This is a genomic window from Streptomyces sp. CY-1 (assembly GCF_047218265.1).
GTDB lineage: Bacteria > Actinomycetota > Actinomycetes > Streptomycetales > Streptomycetaceae > Streptomyces > Streptomyces niphimycinicus.
The window spans coordinates 2423044-2440287 of the sequence record NZ_CP178393.1 but is presented as its reverse complement, the minus strand read 5'-3'; the positions used below and the strand labels follow the sequence as shown (position 1 = coordinate 2440287).

13 protein-coding genes are annotated in these 17244 nt (G+C 69.4%); 12 read left to right on the top strand and 1 reads right to left on the bottom strand.

Features of this window, described 5'->3' with window-relative positions; genetic code table 11:
• The first annotated feature begins 44 nt into the window (after window positions 1-44).
• The 5 genes from ACK1X7_RS10220 to ACK1X7_RS10200 all read left to right on the top strand — a co-directional run bounded on the left by ACK1X7_RS10220 (window position 45) and on the right by ACK1X7_RS10200 (window position 6703).
• On the top strand, window positions 45-1268 hold the full coding sequence (locus tag ACK1X7_RS10220; RefSeq protein ID WP_385151018.1) for an MFS transporter: 1224 nt from the start codon (window positions 45-47) through the stop codon (window positions 1266-1268).
• A gap of 11 nt (window positions 1269-1279) precedes the next feature.
• Window positions 1280-2767 carry a bifunctional 3-(3-hydroxy-phenyl)propionate/3-hydroxycinnamic acid hydroxylase gene (locus ACK1X7_RS10215; protein WP_390795292.1) on the top strand — a complete coding sequence of 496 codons (1488 nt, stop codon included), beginning with the start codon at window positions 1280-1282 and terminating at the stop codon, window positions 2765-2767.
• On the top strand, window positions 2764-3606 hold the full coding sequence (locus ACK1X7_RS10210) for an SMP-30/gluconolactonase/LRE family protein (RefSeq protein WP_385151024.1): 843 nt from the start codon (window positions 2764-2766) through the stop codon (window positions 3604-3606). Before ACK1X7_RS10215 ends, ACK1X7_RS10210 begins: the two co-directional genes overlap by 4 nt.
• Window positions 3603-5603 carry an acetoacetate--CoA ligase gene (locus ACK1X7_RS10205; RefSeq protein ID WP_390795291.1) on the top strand — a complete coding sequence of 667 codons (2001 nt, stop codon included), beginning with the start codon at window positions 3603-3605 and terminating at the stop codon, window positions 5601-5603. The genes ACK1X7_RS10210 and ACK1X7_RS10205 overlap by 4 nt, the downstream gene beginning before the upstream one ends.
• Window positions 5604-5740: 137 nt before the next feature.
• Window positions 5741-6703 (top strand): amidohydrolase family protein, encoded by a 963-nt coding sequence (locus ACK1X7_RS10200; RefSeq protein ID WP_390795290.1) that lies wholly within the window; start codon window positions 5741-5743, stop codon window positions 6701-6703.
• A gap of 316 nt (window positions 6704-7019) precedes the next feature.
• Here the strand turns inward: ACK1X7_RS10200 and ACK1X7_RS10195 are convergent, their stop codons facing one another.
• Window positions 7020-7712, bottom strand: coding sequence for a TetR/AcrR family transcriptional regulator (locus ACK1X7_RS10195; RefSeq protein WP_385151033.1), 693 nt, complete (start codon window positions 7710-7712; stop codon window positions 7020-7022).
• 134 nt (window positions 7713-7846) lie between these two features.
• Here ACK1X7_RS10195 and ACK1X7_RS10190 point away from each other — a divergent pair, with 134 nt between their 5' ends.
• From ACK1X7_RS10190 to dnaK, 7 genes are all read left to right on the top strand, one after another.
• Window positions 7847-8461, top strand: coding sequence for an NAD(P)-dependent oxidoreductase (locus tag ACK1X7_RS10190; RefSeq protein WP_413114988.1), 615 nt, complete (start codon window positions 7847-7849; stop codon window positions 8459-8461).
• Window positions 8462-8692: 231 nt separating this feature from the next.
• Window positions 8693-9445, top strand: a complete 753-nt coding sequence (locus tag ACK1X7_RS10185; protein WP_385151039.1) for an SDR family NAD(P)-dependent oxidoreductase — start codon at window positions 8693-8695, stop codon at window positions 9443-9445.
• A 332-nt stretch (window positions 9446-9777) separates the two neighbouring features.
• Complete coding sequence (locus ACK1X7_RS10180) at window positions 9778-9918, top strand: hypothetical protein (protein WP_385151045.1); 141 nt, start codon at window positions 9778-9780, stop codon at window positions 9916-9918.
• Between the two features lie 73 nt (window positions 9919-9991).
• Window positions 9992-11191, top strand: coding sequence for a PP2C family protein-serine/threonine phosphatase (locus ACK1X7_RS10175; RefSeq protein WP_390795287.1), 1200 nt, complete (start codon window positions 9992-9994; stop codon window positions 11189-11191).
• A gap of 4 nt (window positions 11192-11195) precedes the next feature.
• A complete protein-coding gene (locus ACK1X7_RS10170; RefSeq protein ID WP_385151051.1) occupies window positions 11196-13583 on the top strand; it encodes an ATP-binding SpoIIE family protein phosphatase in 2388 nt (795 codons plus the stop codon).
• Window positions 13584-13827: 244 nt separating this feature from the next.
• Window positions 13828-14997, top strand: a complete 1170-nt coding sequence (locus ACK1X7_RS10165) for a glutathione-independent formaldehyde dehydrogenase (RefSeq protein WP_413114987.1) — start codon at window positions 13828-13830, stop codon at window positions 14995-14997.
• A 315-nt stretch (window positions 14998-15312) separates the two neighbouring features.
• The gene (gene dnaK / locus ACK1X7_RS10160; protein WP_413114986.1) at window positions 15313-17208 is read left to right on the top strand and encodes a molecular chaperone DnaK; all 1896 of its coding nucleotides are present in this window, start codon (window positions 15313-15315) and stop codon (window positions 17206-17208) included.
• Window positions 17209-17244: the final 36 nt, after the last annotated feature.

Sequence of the window (17244 nt, the reverse complement as noted above, 5' to 3'; positions counted from 1 at the left end):
AACCGTCCCCGGGCCCTTCATCGCCGTCAGGCACCGCACTCGCCGTGGGCCTGGCTGTGATGACACTGGAGGGCTTCGACCTCGTCGCCTACGGTGCGACCACTCCGCTGCTGCTGGGCTACCGTCCCTGGCACCTCTCCGTCGCCTTCGTCGGCCTGCTCGGCAGCCTCACTCCGATCGGCATGCTCATCGGCTCCCTGCTGGTCGGCCAGTTCACCGACCGGTTTGGCCGGCGCCGCACGACCCTGATCAGCATCGCGGTGGTCAGTGCCGGGATGTTCGCCTGCGCCGTGGCACCCCTTCCATCACTGTTCGGCGCCGGCCGATTCGTCGTCGGGCTCGGGGTCGGTGCGATCTACCCGGCGATGGGCCCACTGATCTTCGAACTGGCCCCGGACAGGCGAAAGAACCTTTACTCGGGCATCGTCCAGTGTGGGACCGCCATCGGCGGTTCGTTCGCGGCCCTCGTCGCCAACACACTGCTGAGTGGGCACAGTTTCCACCAGGAGTACCTGGTCGGCGGCATCGCCGGTCTGCTTCTGCTGCCCATGGCCTTCGTCTGGCTGCCCGAGTCCACGGAGTACCACCAGGCGGTCAGCGCGTCGGCCCCCGACCTCGGCAACCGTGGTGTCCGGCTGGTGCTCAGACCGCCCTACCGCGGCACCACCCTGATGTTCTGCGCCATGGCGGCCCTGTCGTTCTTGCTCATCTTCGGCATGAACACCTGGCTGCCGCGGCTGATGCAGACGGCGGACTATCCGTTGCAGGACTCACAGACCTTCCTCGTGCTGCTGAACCTCGGTGCCACCGTCGGCGGGCTCGCGATGGCGCTGCTGGCCGACCGTGCCGGCTCGAGGGGCCCGATCACGGCCAGTTTCGCCCTCGGAGCCGCCGCGATCGTCGCCATGAGCGCCCAACTGCCGCTGCCGGTGCTCTACGGCATCGTGATAGTCGGCGGCTGCGGCGCGGTCGGCGTCCAGGGACTGATCAACGTGTACATCTCACGTTCCTACCCGGTGACCGCAAGGGCCAGCGCGGTGGGTATCGCGCTCGGGGTGGGCCGCATCGGCGCCATCGCCGGCCCCACGTTCGGCGGCTGGATCCTCGCGGCCGGCCTGGAACCCCGGTGGAACTTCGTCCTCTTCGCCGTCCCCGCCGTCCTCGGCGCAGCCCTCGCCCTGGCTGTCGGCGGACGGACATCCCAGAATCAGGGCCGTCTCGCCCCCGCGCCGCGCGCCAAGGAGCCGACGGCCGGACACACGAAATGAAAGAGCGCATCATGGACACCTACGACATCGCCGTCGTCGGCTGCGGCCCGGTCGGACTGGCTCTCGCACGGCTGTTGGCCATGAAGGGGCTCCGGGTCGCCGCCATCGACCCCAACCGGCTCGTCTGCCAGCATCCGCGCGCCACCCATCTCGACGACGAGACCATGCGCCTTTTGCAGACCCTCGGCGCGCAGGACATGGAACACCAGTTCCTGCGCCAAGCCGCCTGGACACTGCACCGGGAGGACGGGCAGGCATTCCTCCAGCAGACGCTGCCCGAGGAGGAGTCTGACCAGGGCTGGCGCACCGACTACCAGTTCCACCAGCCCGACTTCGAGTCGCGGCTGCGGGGTCTGCTGGCGGCCGACGCGAACGCGGACCTCTGGTTCGGCTGGACGGCCACCGCGATCGAGCAGGACGACAAAGCGGTGCGGCTCACGCTGCTCGACCGGTCGACCGGAGCCGAAACCACTCTCACGGCCGACTACGCCGTCGGCTCGGACGGCGCCAACTCCTTCGTCCGGCAGGCGATGAACGCCGAGGTCGAGGACCTCCACGGCACTCAGCGTTCCCTCATCGTCGACATCCATCCCTTCGAACACCCCGCACAGCTCCCGGCGGACAGCGGATTCATCTGGTGCGAGGGGAAGCGGCCCGTGACCTACGTCCCGATCTTCCCGCCCATGCTCCGCTTCGAGTTCATGCTGCTCGACGAGGACGACGCGGCAGAGCTCGAACGACCGCAGTCGGTGTACGACCTGCTGAGCCGCTGGCTGGAACCGGGCAGCTACCGCATCATGCGTACTGACACCTACGAATGGCACGCCCGGCTCGTGCACGGCTGGCGGTCCGACCGCCTGCTGCTCGCCGGCGACGCCGCGCACGAAATGCCTCCCATGCTCGGCCAGGGCATGTGCTCCGGGCTGCGCGATGCCGCGAACGTGGCGTGGAAGCTCGCCGCCGTGGTCAAGGGCGAAAGTCCCCAAGCCCTGCTCGACACCTACGAAAGCGAGCGGGCTGCGCACGTGCGCCCTTACATTGAGGAATCCGCTCGGCAGTCCAACCTGATCGAAGCCCTCGGAATGGGCGCGTTCCCGGAGCTGAACGGAACGCAGACGATCGAGAGGTACCGGCCGCTGCTAGGGCCAGGCGTGGTTGTCCAGCCCGGCGGAGCCATCGGGCAACTGAGCCCGCAGCCACGCGGCGCGAACGGGGAGAAGCTGGACGATGTGAGCGGATACGGCTTCACCGTCGTGGGGAAGCCGGAGGTGGCCTCCGCCGTGTCCGCGGACGTGCAGCGGCTATGGCGCCAACTCGGCGTAATGGCCGTCCCGGAGACGGGGCCGGTCATCGACCGCTGGCTGGCCGAACACGCGGCGGCAGCGGCAATCATCCGTCCGGATCGCTACACCTTCGCGCTCGTCGCCGACACGGCGGAACTGGAGCGGGCCACCCGCGACCTGGCGCGGACGGTATCGGTACTGGAGGTGGGCGCGTGAAGGAGTACGCGGCCGGAATGACGTGGGGGGAGGGCCCCCGCTGGCAGCGCGGTGCGCTGTGGCTGTCCGACACCCAGGGCGGAAAGCTGTGGACCGACCACGACGGTCCCTGGCGCGGCATCCCGCTGGACGCGGTACCCAATGGCTTGTGGTTCCTGCCGGACGGGCGGCTGGTCGGGGCCATGATGCACCAACGGCGTATCGGCGTGTGGACCGGTGAGCAATTCGACACCTACGCGGACCTGAGCGCGGTGGCCACCGGTCCGCTCGGCGACATGGTCGGCGACCCGCACGGCAACCTCTACGTGGATGACGTCGGCTTCGCCGCGCACGCCGGTGAGCCATTGCGACCGGGTCGGCTGCTGCGCGTTGCAGCAGACGGAGCGGTACACGTGGCCGCCGAAGACGTCGAGTTCCCCAACGGGCTGGCCCTCGTCGACGACGGTCGCACCCTGCTCGTCGCCGAGACCACCCGGCAACGACTGACCGCCTTCACCGTCGCGGACGACGGGGCGCTCACGGACCGTCGCACCTACGCCGACCTCGCCCACCTGATCGGCGACGACGTCCGGCCGGACGGAATCTGGTCGACACAAGACGGAGTCTGGGTGGCCACCACGACCGGACACGCCGTCGCCCTGGTCCGGGAGAACGAGCTGGTCACCTCGATCGGCACCGGGACGCTGCTGCCGATCGCATGCTGCGGCGACGGCGGGAACCGGCTCTTCGTCACCCTCGCCGACACCCATGGCCTCCCCCTGGGCGAGGCCATGGCCACAAAGGCAGTGCACACGACGGTCGCACTGCTCGAAGTGGCGAAGGCGGGGGACACCTCATGAGCACGAAGCCACCGGACTGGACCCCGACGACACAGGCTGTCGAAAACGCCCGGATCACCGACTTCACACGGTTCGCCTCACAGCACGCAGGACGTGACCTGAGCGGTGACTACCACAAGCTGTGGGCGTGGTCGGTTGCCGACGTGAACGGCTTCTGGGCCGCGGTGTGGGACTACTTCCGTCTGCCCGAGCGCCCAGCGGGACCCGCGCTGGCGACCGAGGCCATGCCGGGAGGCGTGTGGTTCCCCGGCAGCACGCTGAACTACACGGCCGAGGTGTTCCGCGACCGGACCGGCACCGACACCGCCGTCATCACGGTGACCGAGGACACCGGCCCGGTGGCCATCACCTGGCACCAACTGCGCCGCCAGGTCGCCTCACTCGCGCAGGCACTCACCGGACTTGGCGTGCGCATGGGTGACCGGGTGGTGGGATACCTCCCCAACGGGGTACAGGCCATCACAGCCTTCCTCGCCACCGCCAGCCTGGGCGCGACCTGGGCGGTGTGCGGGCAGGACTACACCGCGGCCGCGGCCGAAGCACGGTTCGCGCAGCTCCAGCCGACCGTGCTGATCGCCGGGACCGGCGGCCTCCACGGCGGGAAGCACATCGACCGCTGCCCCGACGTACAAGCCCTGCGCGACGCACTGCCGACCCTGGCGGCGACCATCGTTGTGGGGGACGCGACACGGGTGCCCGACGCCCTTGGGTGGTCCGCGCTCACCGAGCACGACGCCGACTTCGCACCCCGCCCCGTCCCGTTCGACCATCCGCTGTGGGTCGTGTTCTCCTCGGGCACGACGGGACGGCCGAAGGGCATCGTGCACGGGCACGGCGGGGTCGTGCTCGAGCAGCTCAAAAACCTGGGCCTGCAGCTCGGCCTGCGCGCCGGGGACCGCCTGCTGTGGCACACCACGCCGAGCTGGATGATGTGGAACGTCTTGGTCGCTGGTCTGCTGCTGGGTGCCACAGCCGTGTGTTACGAGGGCAGCCCGACGTATCCCGGTACCGATGCGCTCTGGCGGCTCGCGGCCGGCCTGGAGGTGAAGGTCCTGGGTACCAGCCCCGGCTACCTGGCGGCGTGTCGCAAGGCCGGCGTGCGGCTCGCCGACCACCATCCGGCCTCGCTCGAGCGCCTGGGGGTCACCGGCTCGGCGTTCCCCGCCGACCTGCAACACTGGGTCGCCGGCGAGCTCGGGCCCCGGGCACAGGTGGTGTGCACCAGCGGCGGCACCGATGTGGTCACCGCGTTCCTCGGCGCCGCACCCACCACTCCCGTCTGGGCCGGGGAGCTGTCCGCCCCCTGCCTGGGCGTGGCCGTGGAAGCCTTCGGCCCGGACGGGAAGCCGGTGCGGGGCGAGGTGGGGGAACTGGTAGTACTCCGGCCAATGCCGTCGATGCCGCTCTTCTTCTGGGACGATCCGGACGGCTCCCGCTACCGCAACGCCTACTTCGACGTATACCCGGGAGTGTGGCGGCACGGCGACTGGATCACCATCACCGATCAGGGCTCGGTGATCATGCATGGCCGGTCCGACGCGACCCTGAACCGCCACGGCATACGCATGGGCAGCAGCGACATCTACGGCCCGGTGGAGGAGCTCAAGGAGATCGCGGAAGCTCTCGTCGTCGGGATCGAGCAGGACGGCGGCGGCTACTGGATGCCGTTGTTCGTCACCACCGCCGACGGCACCGACGTCGACGACGTGCTGCGCGAGAAGATCCGCGACGCCATACGCCACGGCGCCTCCCCCCGCCACGTACCCGACGAGATCATCCAAGCCCCCGGTATCCCGCACACCCGCACCGGCAAGAAACTCGAAGTCCCCGTGAAACGTCTGCTGCGCGGAGACGCTCAGGACACCGTGGTCGACCCCGGCAGCGTCGACAGACCAGAACTCATCGACTGGTACGCACGGATCGGCGCCGCTCGCCGTACGCGAGGTGGCACCGCTCCCGGTTCCGCTCCGTCCCGATCAGCGAACGGCAGACCCTAGAGCATTGAACGCTGCCCCGGGCTGCCACGCCGAGGCCAGCAGCATCGTTCCTGATAGCGGGGCCAGTCCGTCCGAGACCTGCCTACCGCCTCCGATCACCGCCACACCACCACAAGGCACGACGAAGGAGCCCTGCCATGACCTACATCGCGTTGGAAGAAGCTTTCATCATCCCGGAGTTGTTCTCGCGCCAACCCTCGTCGCCCCAGAAGATCCAGGTCAGCGACCAGTACGTCAAGGACTGGGGACGACGCCTGGGTGACTTTGAGGAGCACCGTCTTCCCGACATGGACGCACACGGCATCGACATTCAGATCCTGTCGCTGAGCGTCCCCGGCATCCAAGCCGACACCGATGCCGGCGCCGCCGTCGACAACGCCCAGTTTGCCAACGACTTCCTCGCCCGGACCATCGCCCGCCACCCCACCCGCTTCAGGGGGTTCGCCGCCCTGCCCCTGCAGGACCCTGCCGCCGCCGTGACCGAACTCCAACGCTGCGTCGAGCAGCTCGGATTCAAAGGTGCCTTGGTCAACGACCACACGCAGGGCCGATACCTGGACGATCCCGCATATGAGGAACTGTGGAGCGCGCTGGAAGAGCTCCGTGTGCCGTTGTACCTGCACCCCGGCTCGCTGCCCTGCGACGACTGGCACGTGATGCGCGGACGGCCCGAGATGTACGGGGCGAGCTGGAGCTGGCAGGCCGAAACCGGCGGCCACGCCATGCGGCTGATCTATGCCGGAGTGTTCGACCGGCACCCCGCCGCAACCCTGATCCTCGGGCACCTCGGCGAGTTCCTGCCGTTCCAACGCTCCCGCATCGACTCGCGCTACCGCTCGCTCCGGGTCGACGAACCGCTCCAGCGGATGCCGTCGCAGTACTTCGGGAGCAACATCCTGATCACCACGAGCGGGGTACTGGCCCCGGAGGCCGTACAAGCCGCCGTGCTGACCATCGGGGCCGACGCGGTCATGTTCGCGGTCGACTACCCGTACGAGGTTACGGCCGACGCGGTGGCCTCGATCGAGAAGGCTGACCTTCCATCCCAGGTGAAGGAGAAGGTTGCCCATCTCAACGCCAGACGTGTGCTGCGCATCTGACCGCAGCGCCTCGTCGGCAAGGTCGCCCAGCTCGGGCAGGGGGTCTGGTCCGGAGAAGGCGGCGTGGCGGGCGAGCCGCTCGGCAGCCGTGGGATGCTCGCCGAACAGGAGCGCCGGACCCCGCCGGTGCGACTCCCTGTTCTGCTGCTTCGGCTGGGCATCGGAGTCAGCCGACAGCCGCACCATGCTCTGCCGCCCCCTACTTGTCCTGCTCGCAACCGCCGCGCCGACCTTCGGCGCGACGGCCGGAGCGGCGGCGCCGACGGGAGAGGAGGCGGACACGGGCATCGCACCCTCCCCGGCGCGTGATCAGATGTCAGATGGAGTCCGGGGCCGAGCCCGGGTCATCCCCGCACTGGGGCAGGAGGGCCGCGATCTCGGCTGCCGGGCGGGCTGTGTGCAGGCTGAGCAGGTCGGCGATCAGGTCGTCCAGGGGTGGCCAGGGAATGTTCCCGTGGTCGTTGTAGAGGCTGACCAGGCCGTGCAGCGCGGTCCAGAGCATGAGGCCGGCCTGCCACTGCTGCTCCGCCGAGGGCTGCCTGCGCTCTCCCTCGGCGGCGGCAGCCAGGGAGGTCACGACGGCCTCGAGCAGTTCGGCCCCGGCGCCGTGCGCTGATCCGGGGACAAGGTCGTCCGGCATCCGCCCGCCGAAGAGAGTGCGGTAATGGCCGGGCTGGCCGACTCCCCAGCGCACGTAGGCCGCGCACCGGGCGACGAGGTCGACCAGTGGATCCGGGGCTGACTGCGCGGCCTGGTCCATCAAACGGGCCAGTTCCTCATAGCGCAGCCGCAGCACGTGCTGGATCAATGCGCTCAGGTCGGGGAAGTGGCTGTAAATGCTGGCAGGTGCCACCCCGACCTCACGCGCTACCTGCCGCAGCGTCAGCGTCTCCGGCTGATCAAGGGTGGACAGCAGCTTCGCCGCGGCGTCTACGAGCTGGGCCTTGAGAACCTGCCCCTGCCCGCGCGGATTGCGGCGACGGGGAGCGGAGCGCTCCTGAGACGACATCTTCGCCCCCTTCTGACCAGTGCGAACAGTTGAGCAACAGATGTTCACCGTACAGGCAGCACGCCCTTGACATCACTAACCAACAGTTGTTTACTGAAGTAACCAACAGTTGTTCAGTTAGAGAGTGAATGATCATGCGCATAGCCGTACTCGGAGCCTCGGGCCGGACCGGCGGCACGCTTGTCGACCAGGCGCTGGAGCGCGGACACGAGGTCGTGGCCCTGGTCCGCGCGCCGGCCAAGGTCGCCGTGCCCGCGTCGCGGCAGGTCGAGGTCCGGAAGGCGGATGTCACCGTCCCGCGGAGCTTCCCCGACCTGAGCGACGTCGACGTGGCCGTCTCTGCCATCGGTATCGGCAAGGGTGACGGCCCGGGCGCACTGGTCGCCGGGGCCAGGGTGCTCGCGGCGGCGAACGTTCGCGCGACGGTATGGCTCGGCGCACTGGGCTCGGGTGTGTCGAGTCGATCGGGTGGGCTGATCTATGCGGGGGTGATGCGGATGTTCGTCGGCTCGGAGCTGGCCGAGAAGGTCGAGGCCGACCAGATCGCCCTGGATGCCGGCGCTACGGTGTTCCACGCCCCGGATGTCACCGATGGCCCTCTCAGCCCTACCCGCCACATCGTGCCACTGGCGGACCTGCGGCGTCCGCTGCTGCCGCCCCGAATCTCCCGGGCCACGCTGGCCTCCTTGTTGCTGGACGAGGCGGAGACGGGCCGGCACGGTACCGGGATCGTCGTACCCCTGAGTTAGTCATCGGTTGACGCGACAGCCCCCGTTGTCCACGGGGCGGGAGCGAACCACCATCGGCAACCGCGATCGCGGTTGTGTGGACGGCCGTGCCCGGCATCGACGCGTGACAGGGGGCTGCCCCTCGTCCGGCACGCCGAGGTCAATGAGCACCGGCCGTCGCGGTACCCCGAACAAAATCGCCCGGGCGAATCAGGCATCGCCTGGTGCGAGTAACTGCATCGGAAGGTCATCATGAGCAACTTCTCAGGAAAAATCGGACTCGTGACGGGTGCTGGAAGCGGAATCGGCCGCGCGACGGCGATCGAGCTGGCCCGGCAGGGCGCCACCGTCACCGTCACCGACATCAACGAGGCCACAGCCGTCGAGACCACCGAAATGATCAGGAAGGACGGCGGAGAGGCACTGGCACTCAGCGTCGACATCGCCGACGAGGACGCGGTGCGGACGGCCGTCCAACGCACGGTCGAGACGTACGGCGGCCTCGACTTCGCCGTGAACAACGCCGGCCTGGACTCACACCACCGGCAGCTCGACCAGATGCCCCTGGAGGAGTTCGAGCGCGTGACCCACGTCAACCTGGGCGGGACCTTCCTCTGCATGAAGTACGAGCTACCCGCTCTGCGCAGCCGCGGCGGCGGCGCGATCGTCAACGTCGCCTCCAACGGCGGCCTGTACGCAATCCCGACCGCCCCCGCCTACGTGGCAGCCAAGCACGGCATCGTCGGGCTCACCAAGGTCGCCGCCGTGGACTACGCGCCGCACAACATCCGCGTCAACGCCGTCTGCCCCGGCCCGACCCGTACACCCGGCTTCGAAAGGGTGGCGGCCGGCACCGACTTGATCGCGATGCAGGAGGCGATCACCCCACTCGGCCGGATGGCCACATCGGAAGAGGCCGCCGCAGCCGCGGTCTGGCTCTGCTCGGACGCCGCGTCCTACATCACCGGGATCGCGCTGTCGGTCGACGGGGGACGGCGGGCATGAGGGTCATCGCGGTCGAGGAGTACACGGCCGCCGAAGCCCTCAGCCTGCCCCGGCCTCGGAACATCCGCGCCACACAAGGACGGAGTCGCCGTCAGCGACCCGACGACGGCTCATGAACGATCGAGGCTAACGCTTGTCGCAACATTCCTTGATCATTAGGGGTGTGTTGATGGCGAGGCGGGGGCGTAATCGCAGGCTGGAGTTCGCGGTGGAGTGGCCGCCTGCAAGCAGCTCGGGATCGGGCAGAAGACCGGGCACGGATGAGCGCGTTGGTCACGACCTCAGAGACCAGCAGTTCCATGTCTAACGGACCGATGCGGAATCGGGCCCCGATGTCGACCCCCGAAGGATTTCCGAAGCCGACCACTTACGTCGAGCCGGCCCGGCAGGAGCGGCGCGCTCAGGTGGACGAGGCGGAGAAACAGGTGGCCGAGCGCGAGGGCGCGCCCCGGCCGCCGACGGAGGAGGGCTGAGCCGGCCCCGCGGGGCGGCCGGCACGGTGGCCGCGGACGACGCCGGAAGAGAGCCCGCCGTACAGTTGCTCGTATGGTGGACGCGGATGTGTCGACCTCGGCCGGGGCCGCCGAACAGCTCGAGGAGCTGGTCAGCGCCATCCAGCAAGCCTCCCCTGCGGAGTTCCCGGAGGTCCTGAACCGCTATGCCGGGGCCATGGGCCTGGGCCGTGCCGTCGTCCATCTGATCGATCTCCAGCAGCGGCTGCTGCTGCCGCTGGCCGAGGACGAGACGGAACTCCCGGTGGACGCCTCCCTCGCCGGATGGGCGTACCGCACGGACGCCCTGCGGGTGGAGGAGGACGGCTCGGGCGGGCTGGTCGTATGGCTGCCGCTGGCCAACGGGGCCGAGCGGCTGGGAGTCCTGCGACTGCGGATGGAGTCGCTGGACGGGCTGCGGCTGTGGCGCTCGCGGGCGCTGGCCTCGCTCCTCGGCTTGGTGATCACCTCCAAGCGCACCTACATCGACACGTTCACGCAGCGCACCCGGACCCGGCCCATGCAGATGTCCACGGAGATGGTGCGGGCCTTCCTGCCCCCACGTTCGATCGGCACCGGCCGGGTGATCTCGACGGCCGTTCTGGAGCCCGCGTACGAGCTGGGCGGCGATGCTTTCGACCATTCGTTCACCGAGGACGTGCTGCACGCCACGATCCTCGACGCCATGGGCCACGATCTGGCGTCCGGCCTCGCCACCTCCGTAGCAATGGCGGGGTCACGCAACGCCCGGCGTACGGGCGCCGACCTGGCCTCGCTCGTCGGCGCCGTGGACTCGGCGCTGTCGACCTGGCTCCCGGATCAGTTCTGCACCGGCATCTTCACCCAGTTGCACATGCCCACGGGGGTGCTGCGCTGGTCGAACTGCGGCCATCCGGCCCCCTTGCTCATCCGCCGCCACCGGCTGCTGGAGGAGGAACTGGAGCGGCCTTCCGAACTTCCGCTGGGGCTGCCCGCCGGCCTGGCCGCTGGTCCCCGGCAGATACACGAGGCATCCCTGGAACGCGGTGACCGGATTCTGCTGTACACCGACGGTGTCGTGGAATCGCGCGATGAGGGAGGCGAACAATTCGGCCTGGACCGCTTCACCGACCACATCATCCGGTCGACGGCCGCCGGGCAGAACGCCACGGAGGTGCTCCGCCTGCTTATTCACGCCATCGTCGACCGCCGGCGTAACGAACTCAGCGACGACGCCACGATTCTGATGATCGAATGGTGGCCGCCGGGACCGTAAGACGATGTCCTCCGTGGTGAACGAGCCTCTCGACATGGTGTACCTGGCCACGGCCACGATGGATTCGCACGGCGTCGTGACCGGGTGGAGCGAGGGCGCCCAGCGGCTGCTCGGTTACCGGCCCGAGGAGATCGTGGGGCGAGCGGTGACCGAGCTGTGGGCCGGGGAGACCGCCGCCGAGGCGGTCGGGCGCTGCCTGGCCGGCCGGTCGAGGTGGAGTGGACGGGTGGGGTTGTGCCACCGTGACGGCCATCGTATGGAGGCGGAGGCGCTGGCGCACCGCGTGGTGGCGGACGGCGGTGCCACCGGGTGGCTCCTGGTGTCCGCCGTCGCGCGGGAACCGCGTTCGCCCGAGGCCGACGCGGCTGTGGGGGCGTTCACCCAGGCCCCGTGCGTGCTCGCGGTCTTCGACATGGACCTGCGGCTGGTGCGGGCGAACGCCGAAATGGAGGCGGCGGCCGCCCTCACCGAGGATCGGATGCGCGGTATGCGCCTGGTCGAGCTCCTGTCGCACCCGGAGAGCGATAAGACCGAGGAGGGCATGCGCCGCGTGCTGGAAAGCGGCGAACGGCAGGTCCTGGAGGCTTATCTGCGGGTGCCGGGGGAGAGCCGCGAGCACGCCTGGACGATCTCGCTCGCGCCGCTCAAGGACCGGAGGGGCCGCGTGTACGGCGTGTGCTTCGCCGCGTACGACACGACCCGCCTGCACCAGGCCCAGGAACGGTTGCTGCTGCTGAACGAGGCGGGGAAGCGCATCGGCTCCAGCCTGGACCTCGCGTATGTCGCCCATGAACTGGCCGACGTGGCCGTCCCCCGGGTTGCCGACTTCGTCGGCGTCGACCTGCTCACCTTTCTCGACCAGGGTGAGGAACCCCCCTCGGGCCCGCTGTCCGGTCCCATCACCATGCGCCGCGCAGCCCATCGCTCCGTCCTCCCCGGAACCCCGGAGGCTGTGGTCGGCGTGGGCGAACTGGACACCCACCCGGAGTCCTCACCGTCGGGCGAATGCCTGGCCGAGGGCCGGGCCATCCTCTACCAGGTGAGCGACGAGCTCATGGTCCGGTGGGACGCCCTCGACCCGGTACGGGCCGCCCGGATCCGGGAGTACGGAATCCGCTCGGAGCTGGTGGTGCCGATGCGCACCCGCGGTGTCACCCTTGGCGTGGTGTTCTTCGCGCGCCACCGGACGCCGGTGCCCTTCGACGAGGACGACCTGCTGCTGGCCGAGGAGATCACGGCCCGAGCGGCCGTATGCGTGGACAACGCACGCCGCTACAAGCGCGAGCGCATGACGGCCAGGGCCCTGCAGCGCAATCTGCTGCCGCGGCGCCTGCCCGACCTGGCCGCGGTGGAGGTCACCTCGCGCTATCTGCCCTCGGAAACCTGGGCCGGCGTGGGCGGCGACTGGTTCGACGTGATCCCGCTCTCCGGCGCTCGCGCCGCCCTGGTGGTCGGCGACACCGTGGGCCGTGGCGTCGAGGCGTCCGCCACCATGGGGCGGCTGCGCAGCGCGATACGCACCCTGGCCGATATCGATCTGCCGCCCGGCGAGCTGCTCACCCACCTCGCCGATCTCGTGACCCGGCTGGCGGACGAGGACGATCCCGAACCCCCCGAGGCCACCGGCGCCACCTGCCTGTACGCGGTCTACGACCCCGTCTCCCGCCACTGCACGCTCGCCAGCGCGGGCCACCCCCCGCCCGTCGTGGTCACCCCGGACGGCATCGCCGACATCCTCGACGTCCCCAACGGCCCGCCCCTCGGCCTCGGCACCCTGCCCTTCGAGGCGGTCGAGACCGAACTGTCCGAGGGCAGTGTCCTCGCCCTCTACACCGACGGTCTGGTCGAGGGCCACGACCGCGCGATTGACGAGGGACTGGAGGCGCTGTGCGAGGCCCTGGCCCAGCCGGGCCCGTCCCTGGACGCCCTCGGCGACACCGTCCTGCGGACTCTGCTCTCCGCCCGCCCCGAAGACGATGTCGCCCTGCTCCTCGCCCGCGCCCGGGCCCTCGGCCCCGACCGGGTCGCCACCTGGGAGATCCCCCCGGAACCCGCCGTCGTCTCCCCGATCCGGCAGGAGGTCACCGCCCGACTGATGGACTGGGGACTGGAGAAGCTGGTCTTCACCACCGAGCTGGTCGTCAGCGAACTGGTCACCAACGCGATCCGCTACGGCCGCCCGCCCAGCCGGCTGCGCCTGATCCGCGACCGCGCGCTCATCTGCGAGGTCTCCGACTTCAGCAGCACGGCACCGCATCTGCGCCGGGCCCGCGCGCTCGACGAGGGCGGCCGCGGCCTCTTCCTGGTGGCCCAAGTCGCCCAGCGTTGGGGCACTCGCCTGGAGGCCCACGGCAAGACCATCTGGGCCGAGCAGGACCTCTCCGACGACTGAGCCGGGGCCGAGGGCGCCGCCCCCAGCCCCCGCCGACTGCGGGGGAGGGGGTCGCGTTCGGAGCGCCCGGATGAGACCGTGGAGGACAGGGCGACTCGTCTCTCACAGCAGGCGGCACGTGCCGCCATCGCAGCGGGGCCGCAGGACATGACGGCCGCGCCACCATCCATCCACCATCACTCGCGGCCTCGGGCCGGGTGACGGCAGTGGGCGCATGCGTGTGGTGGTGAGACGAGGAGTGATCATGAAAGCAGCCGTATACGAAGGACCGCGGAACGTCGCGGTCGAGGAGAAGTCCGATCCGAGGATCGAGCACCCCTGCGACGCGATCGTCAAAATCACCACCACCAATATCTGTGGCTCCGATCTGCACATGTACGAAGGGCGTACGTCGTTCGAGAAGGGCCGCATCTTCGGGCACGAGAACCTGGGGCAGGTCGTCGAGGTCGGCCCGGCGGTCAGAAAGCTCAAGGTCGGCATGTATGTGGTGCTGCCGTTCAACATCGCCTGCGGTTTCTGCAAACAGTGCGAGCGCGGCTTGACCAACTACTGCCTGACCATGCAGCCCGAGCCCTCGGCTGCCGGAGCCGCTTACGGCTTCGCGGACATGGGACCGTACCAGGGCGGCCAGGCCGAGTTGCTGCGCGTGCCGTACGCGGACTTCAACGCGCTGCGGCTGGGCGAGGACGCCGAAGAGCGCCAGACGGACTACGTGATGCTGGCCGACATCTTCCCCACCGGCTACCACGCCACCGAGATGGCGGGCGTCAAGCCCGGGGACCAGACCGTCATCTACGGTGCGGGTCCCGTGGGGCTGATGGCGGCCTACTCGGCGGTGATCAAGGGTGCTGGACGGGTGTGGGTGTGCGACTTCCACACCGATCGGCTGCGCAAGGCCGAGGAGATCGGCGCCATGCCGATCGACATGCGCGAGCAGGACCCGGGCGAGGTCATCAAGGAAGCCACCATGGGGCTCGGCGCCGACAACGGCTGCGAGTGCGTCGGCTACCAGGCCCATGACCCATCGGGCCACGAAGACGCCTCCCGCACGATGAACGGCCTGATCGAGAACGTCCGCTTCACCGGCTGCATCGGCGTGGTGGGCGTGTTCGTCCCCGAGGACCCGGGCGGCAGGGAAGCCCAGCCCCAGATCGGCGACTTCGAGGCCAAGGGCAAGGTGCCCATCGACTGGGGCAAACTGTGGTTCAAGGGCCAGAAGGTCGGCACCGGCCAGGCACCGGTGAAGAGGTACAACCGCCGACTGCGCGACCTGATCGCCGGGGGCAAGGCCAAGCCCGGATGGGTGGTCTCCCATGAGCTTCCGCTGGATCAGGCCCCCGACGGCTATGACCACTTCGACCGCCGGGACGAGGGCTGGACCAAGGTCATCCTGCACCCGGACGGTTCCGGCTGACCCGGCGGCCGGGCGCCGCTGTTCCGGTGCCCCGAGGCCCACGACCGGGGCGCATCCTGGCCGCGCGGGGCGGCCATCCTGCCCGGACCCGACCTGGGAAGCGCCGGTCTGCCCGGGTGCGGGTCACCCGGATCGCGCCCGTTCGTACCTGTCCTCGGTGGCGGTCTGGGGCGCCGAAATTAGACCCCACAGGCGCGGGCGTTCATGCGTCCGATTTGTCACCCTTGGAGGAGAGAGAGGGCCTGCTAACCGATCCCGCTTCCGCGGTCGACCGGGCGCTGAGTGCGGCCCGCGGCCGCCCCGGAAGGAGTTGCCATGGCCAAGGCAGTCGGAATCGACCTGGGCACCACCAATTCGGTGATCGCGGTGTGGGAGGGGGGTGAGTCCTCGGTTGTTCCGAATTCCGAGGGGAGCCGTACCACGCCGTCGGTGGTGGCTTTCACGGATACCGGTGAACGGCTGGTGGGGCAGTTGGCGCGGCGTCAGGCGATTCTCAATCCCAAGGGCACCATCTACTCGGCCAAGCGGTTCATCGGCCGGCACTACGACGAGGTGTCGGGTGAGGCCATGGCGGTGGCCTACGACGTCGTTCCGGACGAGCAGGGCCTGGCCCGTTTCAGCGTGCGCGAGAAGCTGTATTCGCCGGAGGAGATCAGCGCCCAGGTGCTGCGCAAGCTGGCCGACGACGCCGGGAAGCAGCTCGGCGGGCGGGTGAGCGAGGCGGTCATCACGGTGCCCGCGTACTTCAACGACGCCCAGCGCAGTGCCACCAAGGACGCCGGTGAGATCGCCGGGCTGAGCGTGCTGCGGATCATCAACGAGCCGACTGCGGCCGCTCTCGCCTACGGTCTGGACAAGAAGGGCCATGAGACCGTCCTGGTCTTCGATCTGGGCGGTGGCACTTTCGACGTGTCGGTCCTGGACGTCGGGGACGGGGTGGTGGAGGTCCGTTCCACCGCGGGTGACAGTCATCTGGGCGGCGATGACTTCGACCGCCGGCTGGTCGATCATCTCGCCGACAAGTTCCATCAGGACAACGGCATCGACCTGCGGCAGGACCCGCAGGCGCTCCAGCGGCTCTTCGAGGCCGCGGAGAAGGCCAAGACCGAGCTGAGTTCGGTGACCCGGACCCAGGTCAGTCTGCCGTTCATCACGGCGGACGCCGCCGGTCCCAAGCATCTGACCGAGACCGTGATGCGGTCCACCTTCGAGCACCTGACCGCCGATCTGGTGGAGCGTTGTCTGGGTCCGGTGCGGCAGGCCATGGCCGACGCCAAGGCGGGCGAGATGGATATCGACGAGGTGATCCTGGTCGGGGGCTCGACCCGGATCCCGGCCGTGCAGGCCCTGGTCCGCCGGCTGACCGGCGGTAAGGAGCCCAATATGAGTGTCAACCCCGACGAGGTCGTGGCCCTGGGCGCCGCGATCCAGGCCGGGGTGCTCAAGGGCGAGGTCAAGGACGTTCTGCTGCTCGATGTCACCCCGCTGTCGCTGGGTGTGGAGACCCGTGGCGGTGTCATGACGAAGATCATCGACCGGAACACCACGATCCCGGTGCGGCGCACCGAGACGTTCTCGACGGCCGAGGACAACCAGCAGGCCGTCGATATCGTGATTCTCCAGGGCGAGCGGGAGCGGGCCGCTGACAACCGGGTGCTCGGCCGCTTCCAGTTGACCGGCATCCGTCCGGCGGCGCGTGGTGAGCCGCAGGTGGAGGTGACCTTCGATATCGACGCCAACGGGATCCTGAACGTCACGGCGCGGGACCAGGACACCGGCAAGGAGCAGTCCGTCCAGATCAGTGAGACCGGCAATCTGGATCGCGGGGAGGTCGAGCGGATGGTCCAGGAGGCCGAGCGCAACCGCGGTGAGGACCAGGCGCTGCGCGAGGCCGTGGACGCGCGCAATGAGCTGGACGCCATCGCCTACCAGGTCGAAAAGCGCCTGACCGGCCTGGGTGAGGCGGTGCCCTCTCATGAGCGGTCGCGTGCCGAGCTGCTGGTCAACGACGCCCGCGAGGCGGTCAGGAACGAGGCCGGTGTCGACCGGACCAGGCCGTTGCTCTCCGAGCTCCAGCAGGTCTACGCGGGGCTGGCCGCCCATGAGACGGCCGGTGCCGGTGCCGGTGCCGGTCCGGGCGCGGGCTCCGGTGGTGCCGGAGGTGGCGGAGGTGATGAGGACGTCATCGACGCCGACTTCGACAAGGGCTGACCGAAGGCCCCGTACGACTGACCCGGCCGATACGAC

Bases quoted from the DNA above. Each gene is read 5' to 3' on its own strand.
- ACK1X7_RS10190 (WP_413114988.1), top strand. From the start codon at position 7,847: ATGCGCATAGCCGTACTCGGAGCCTCGGGCCGGACCGGCGGCACGCTT.
- ACK1X7_RS10170 (WP_385151051.1), top strand. From the start codon at position 11,196: ATGTCCTCCGTGGTGAACGAGCCTCTCGACATGGTGTACCTGGCCACG.
- ACK1X7_RS10195 (WP_385151033.1), bottom strand. From the start codon at position 7,712: ATGTCGTCTCAGGAGCGCTCCGCTCCCCGTCGCCGCAATCCGCGCGGG.
- ACK1X7_RS10205 (WP_390795291.1), top strand. From the start codon at position 3,603: ATGAGCACGAAGCCACCGGACTGGACCCCGACGACACAGGCTGTCGAA.
- ACK1X7_RS10180 (WP_385151045.1), top strand. From the start codon at position 9,778: ATGTCGACCCCCGAAGGATTTCCGAAGCCGACCACTTACGTCGAGCCG.
- ACK1X7_RS10215 (WP_390795292.1), top strand. From the start codon at position 1,280: ATGGACACCTACGACATCGCCGTCGTCGGCTGCGGCCCGGTCGGACTG.
- ACK1X7_RS10165 (WP_413114987.1), top strand. From the start codon at position 13,828: ATGAAAGCAGCCGTATACGAAGGACCGCGGAACGTCGCGGTCGAGGAG.
- dnaK (WP_413114986.1), top strand. From the start codon at position 15,313: ATGGCCAAGGCAGTCGGAATCGACCTGGGCACCACCAATTCGGTGATC.
- ACK1X7_RS10200 (WP_390795290.1), top strand. From the start codon at position 5,741: ATGACCTACATCGCGTTGGAAGAAGCTTTCATCATCCCGGAGTTGTTC.
- ACK1X7_RS10175 (WP_390795287.1), top strand. From the start codon at position 9,992: ATGGTGGACGCGGATGTGTCGACCTCGGCCGGGGCCGCCGAACAGCTC.
- ACK1X7_RS10185 (WP_385151039.1), top strand. From the start codon at position 8,693: ATGAGCAACTTCTCAGGAAAAATCGGACTCGTGACGGGTGCTGGAAGC.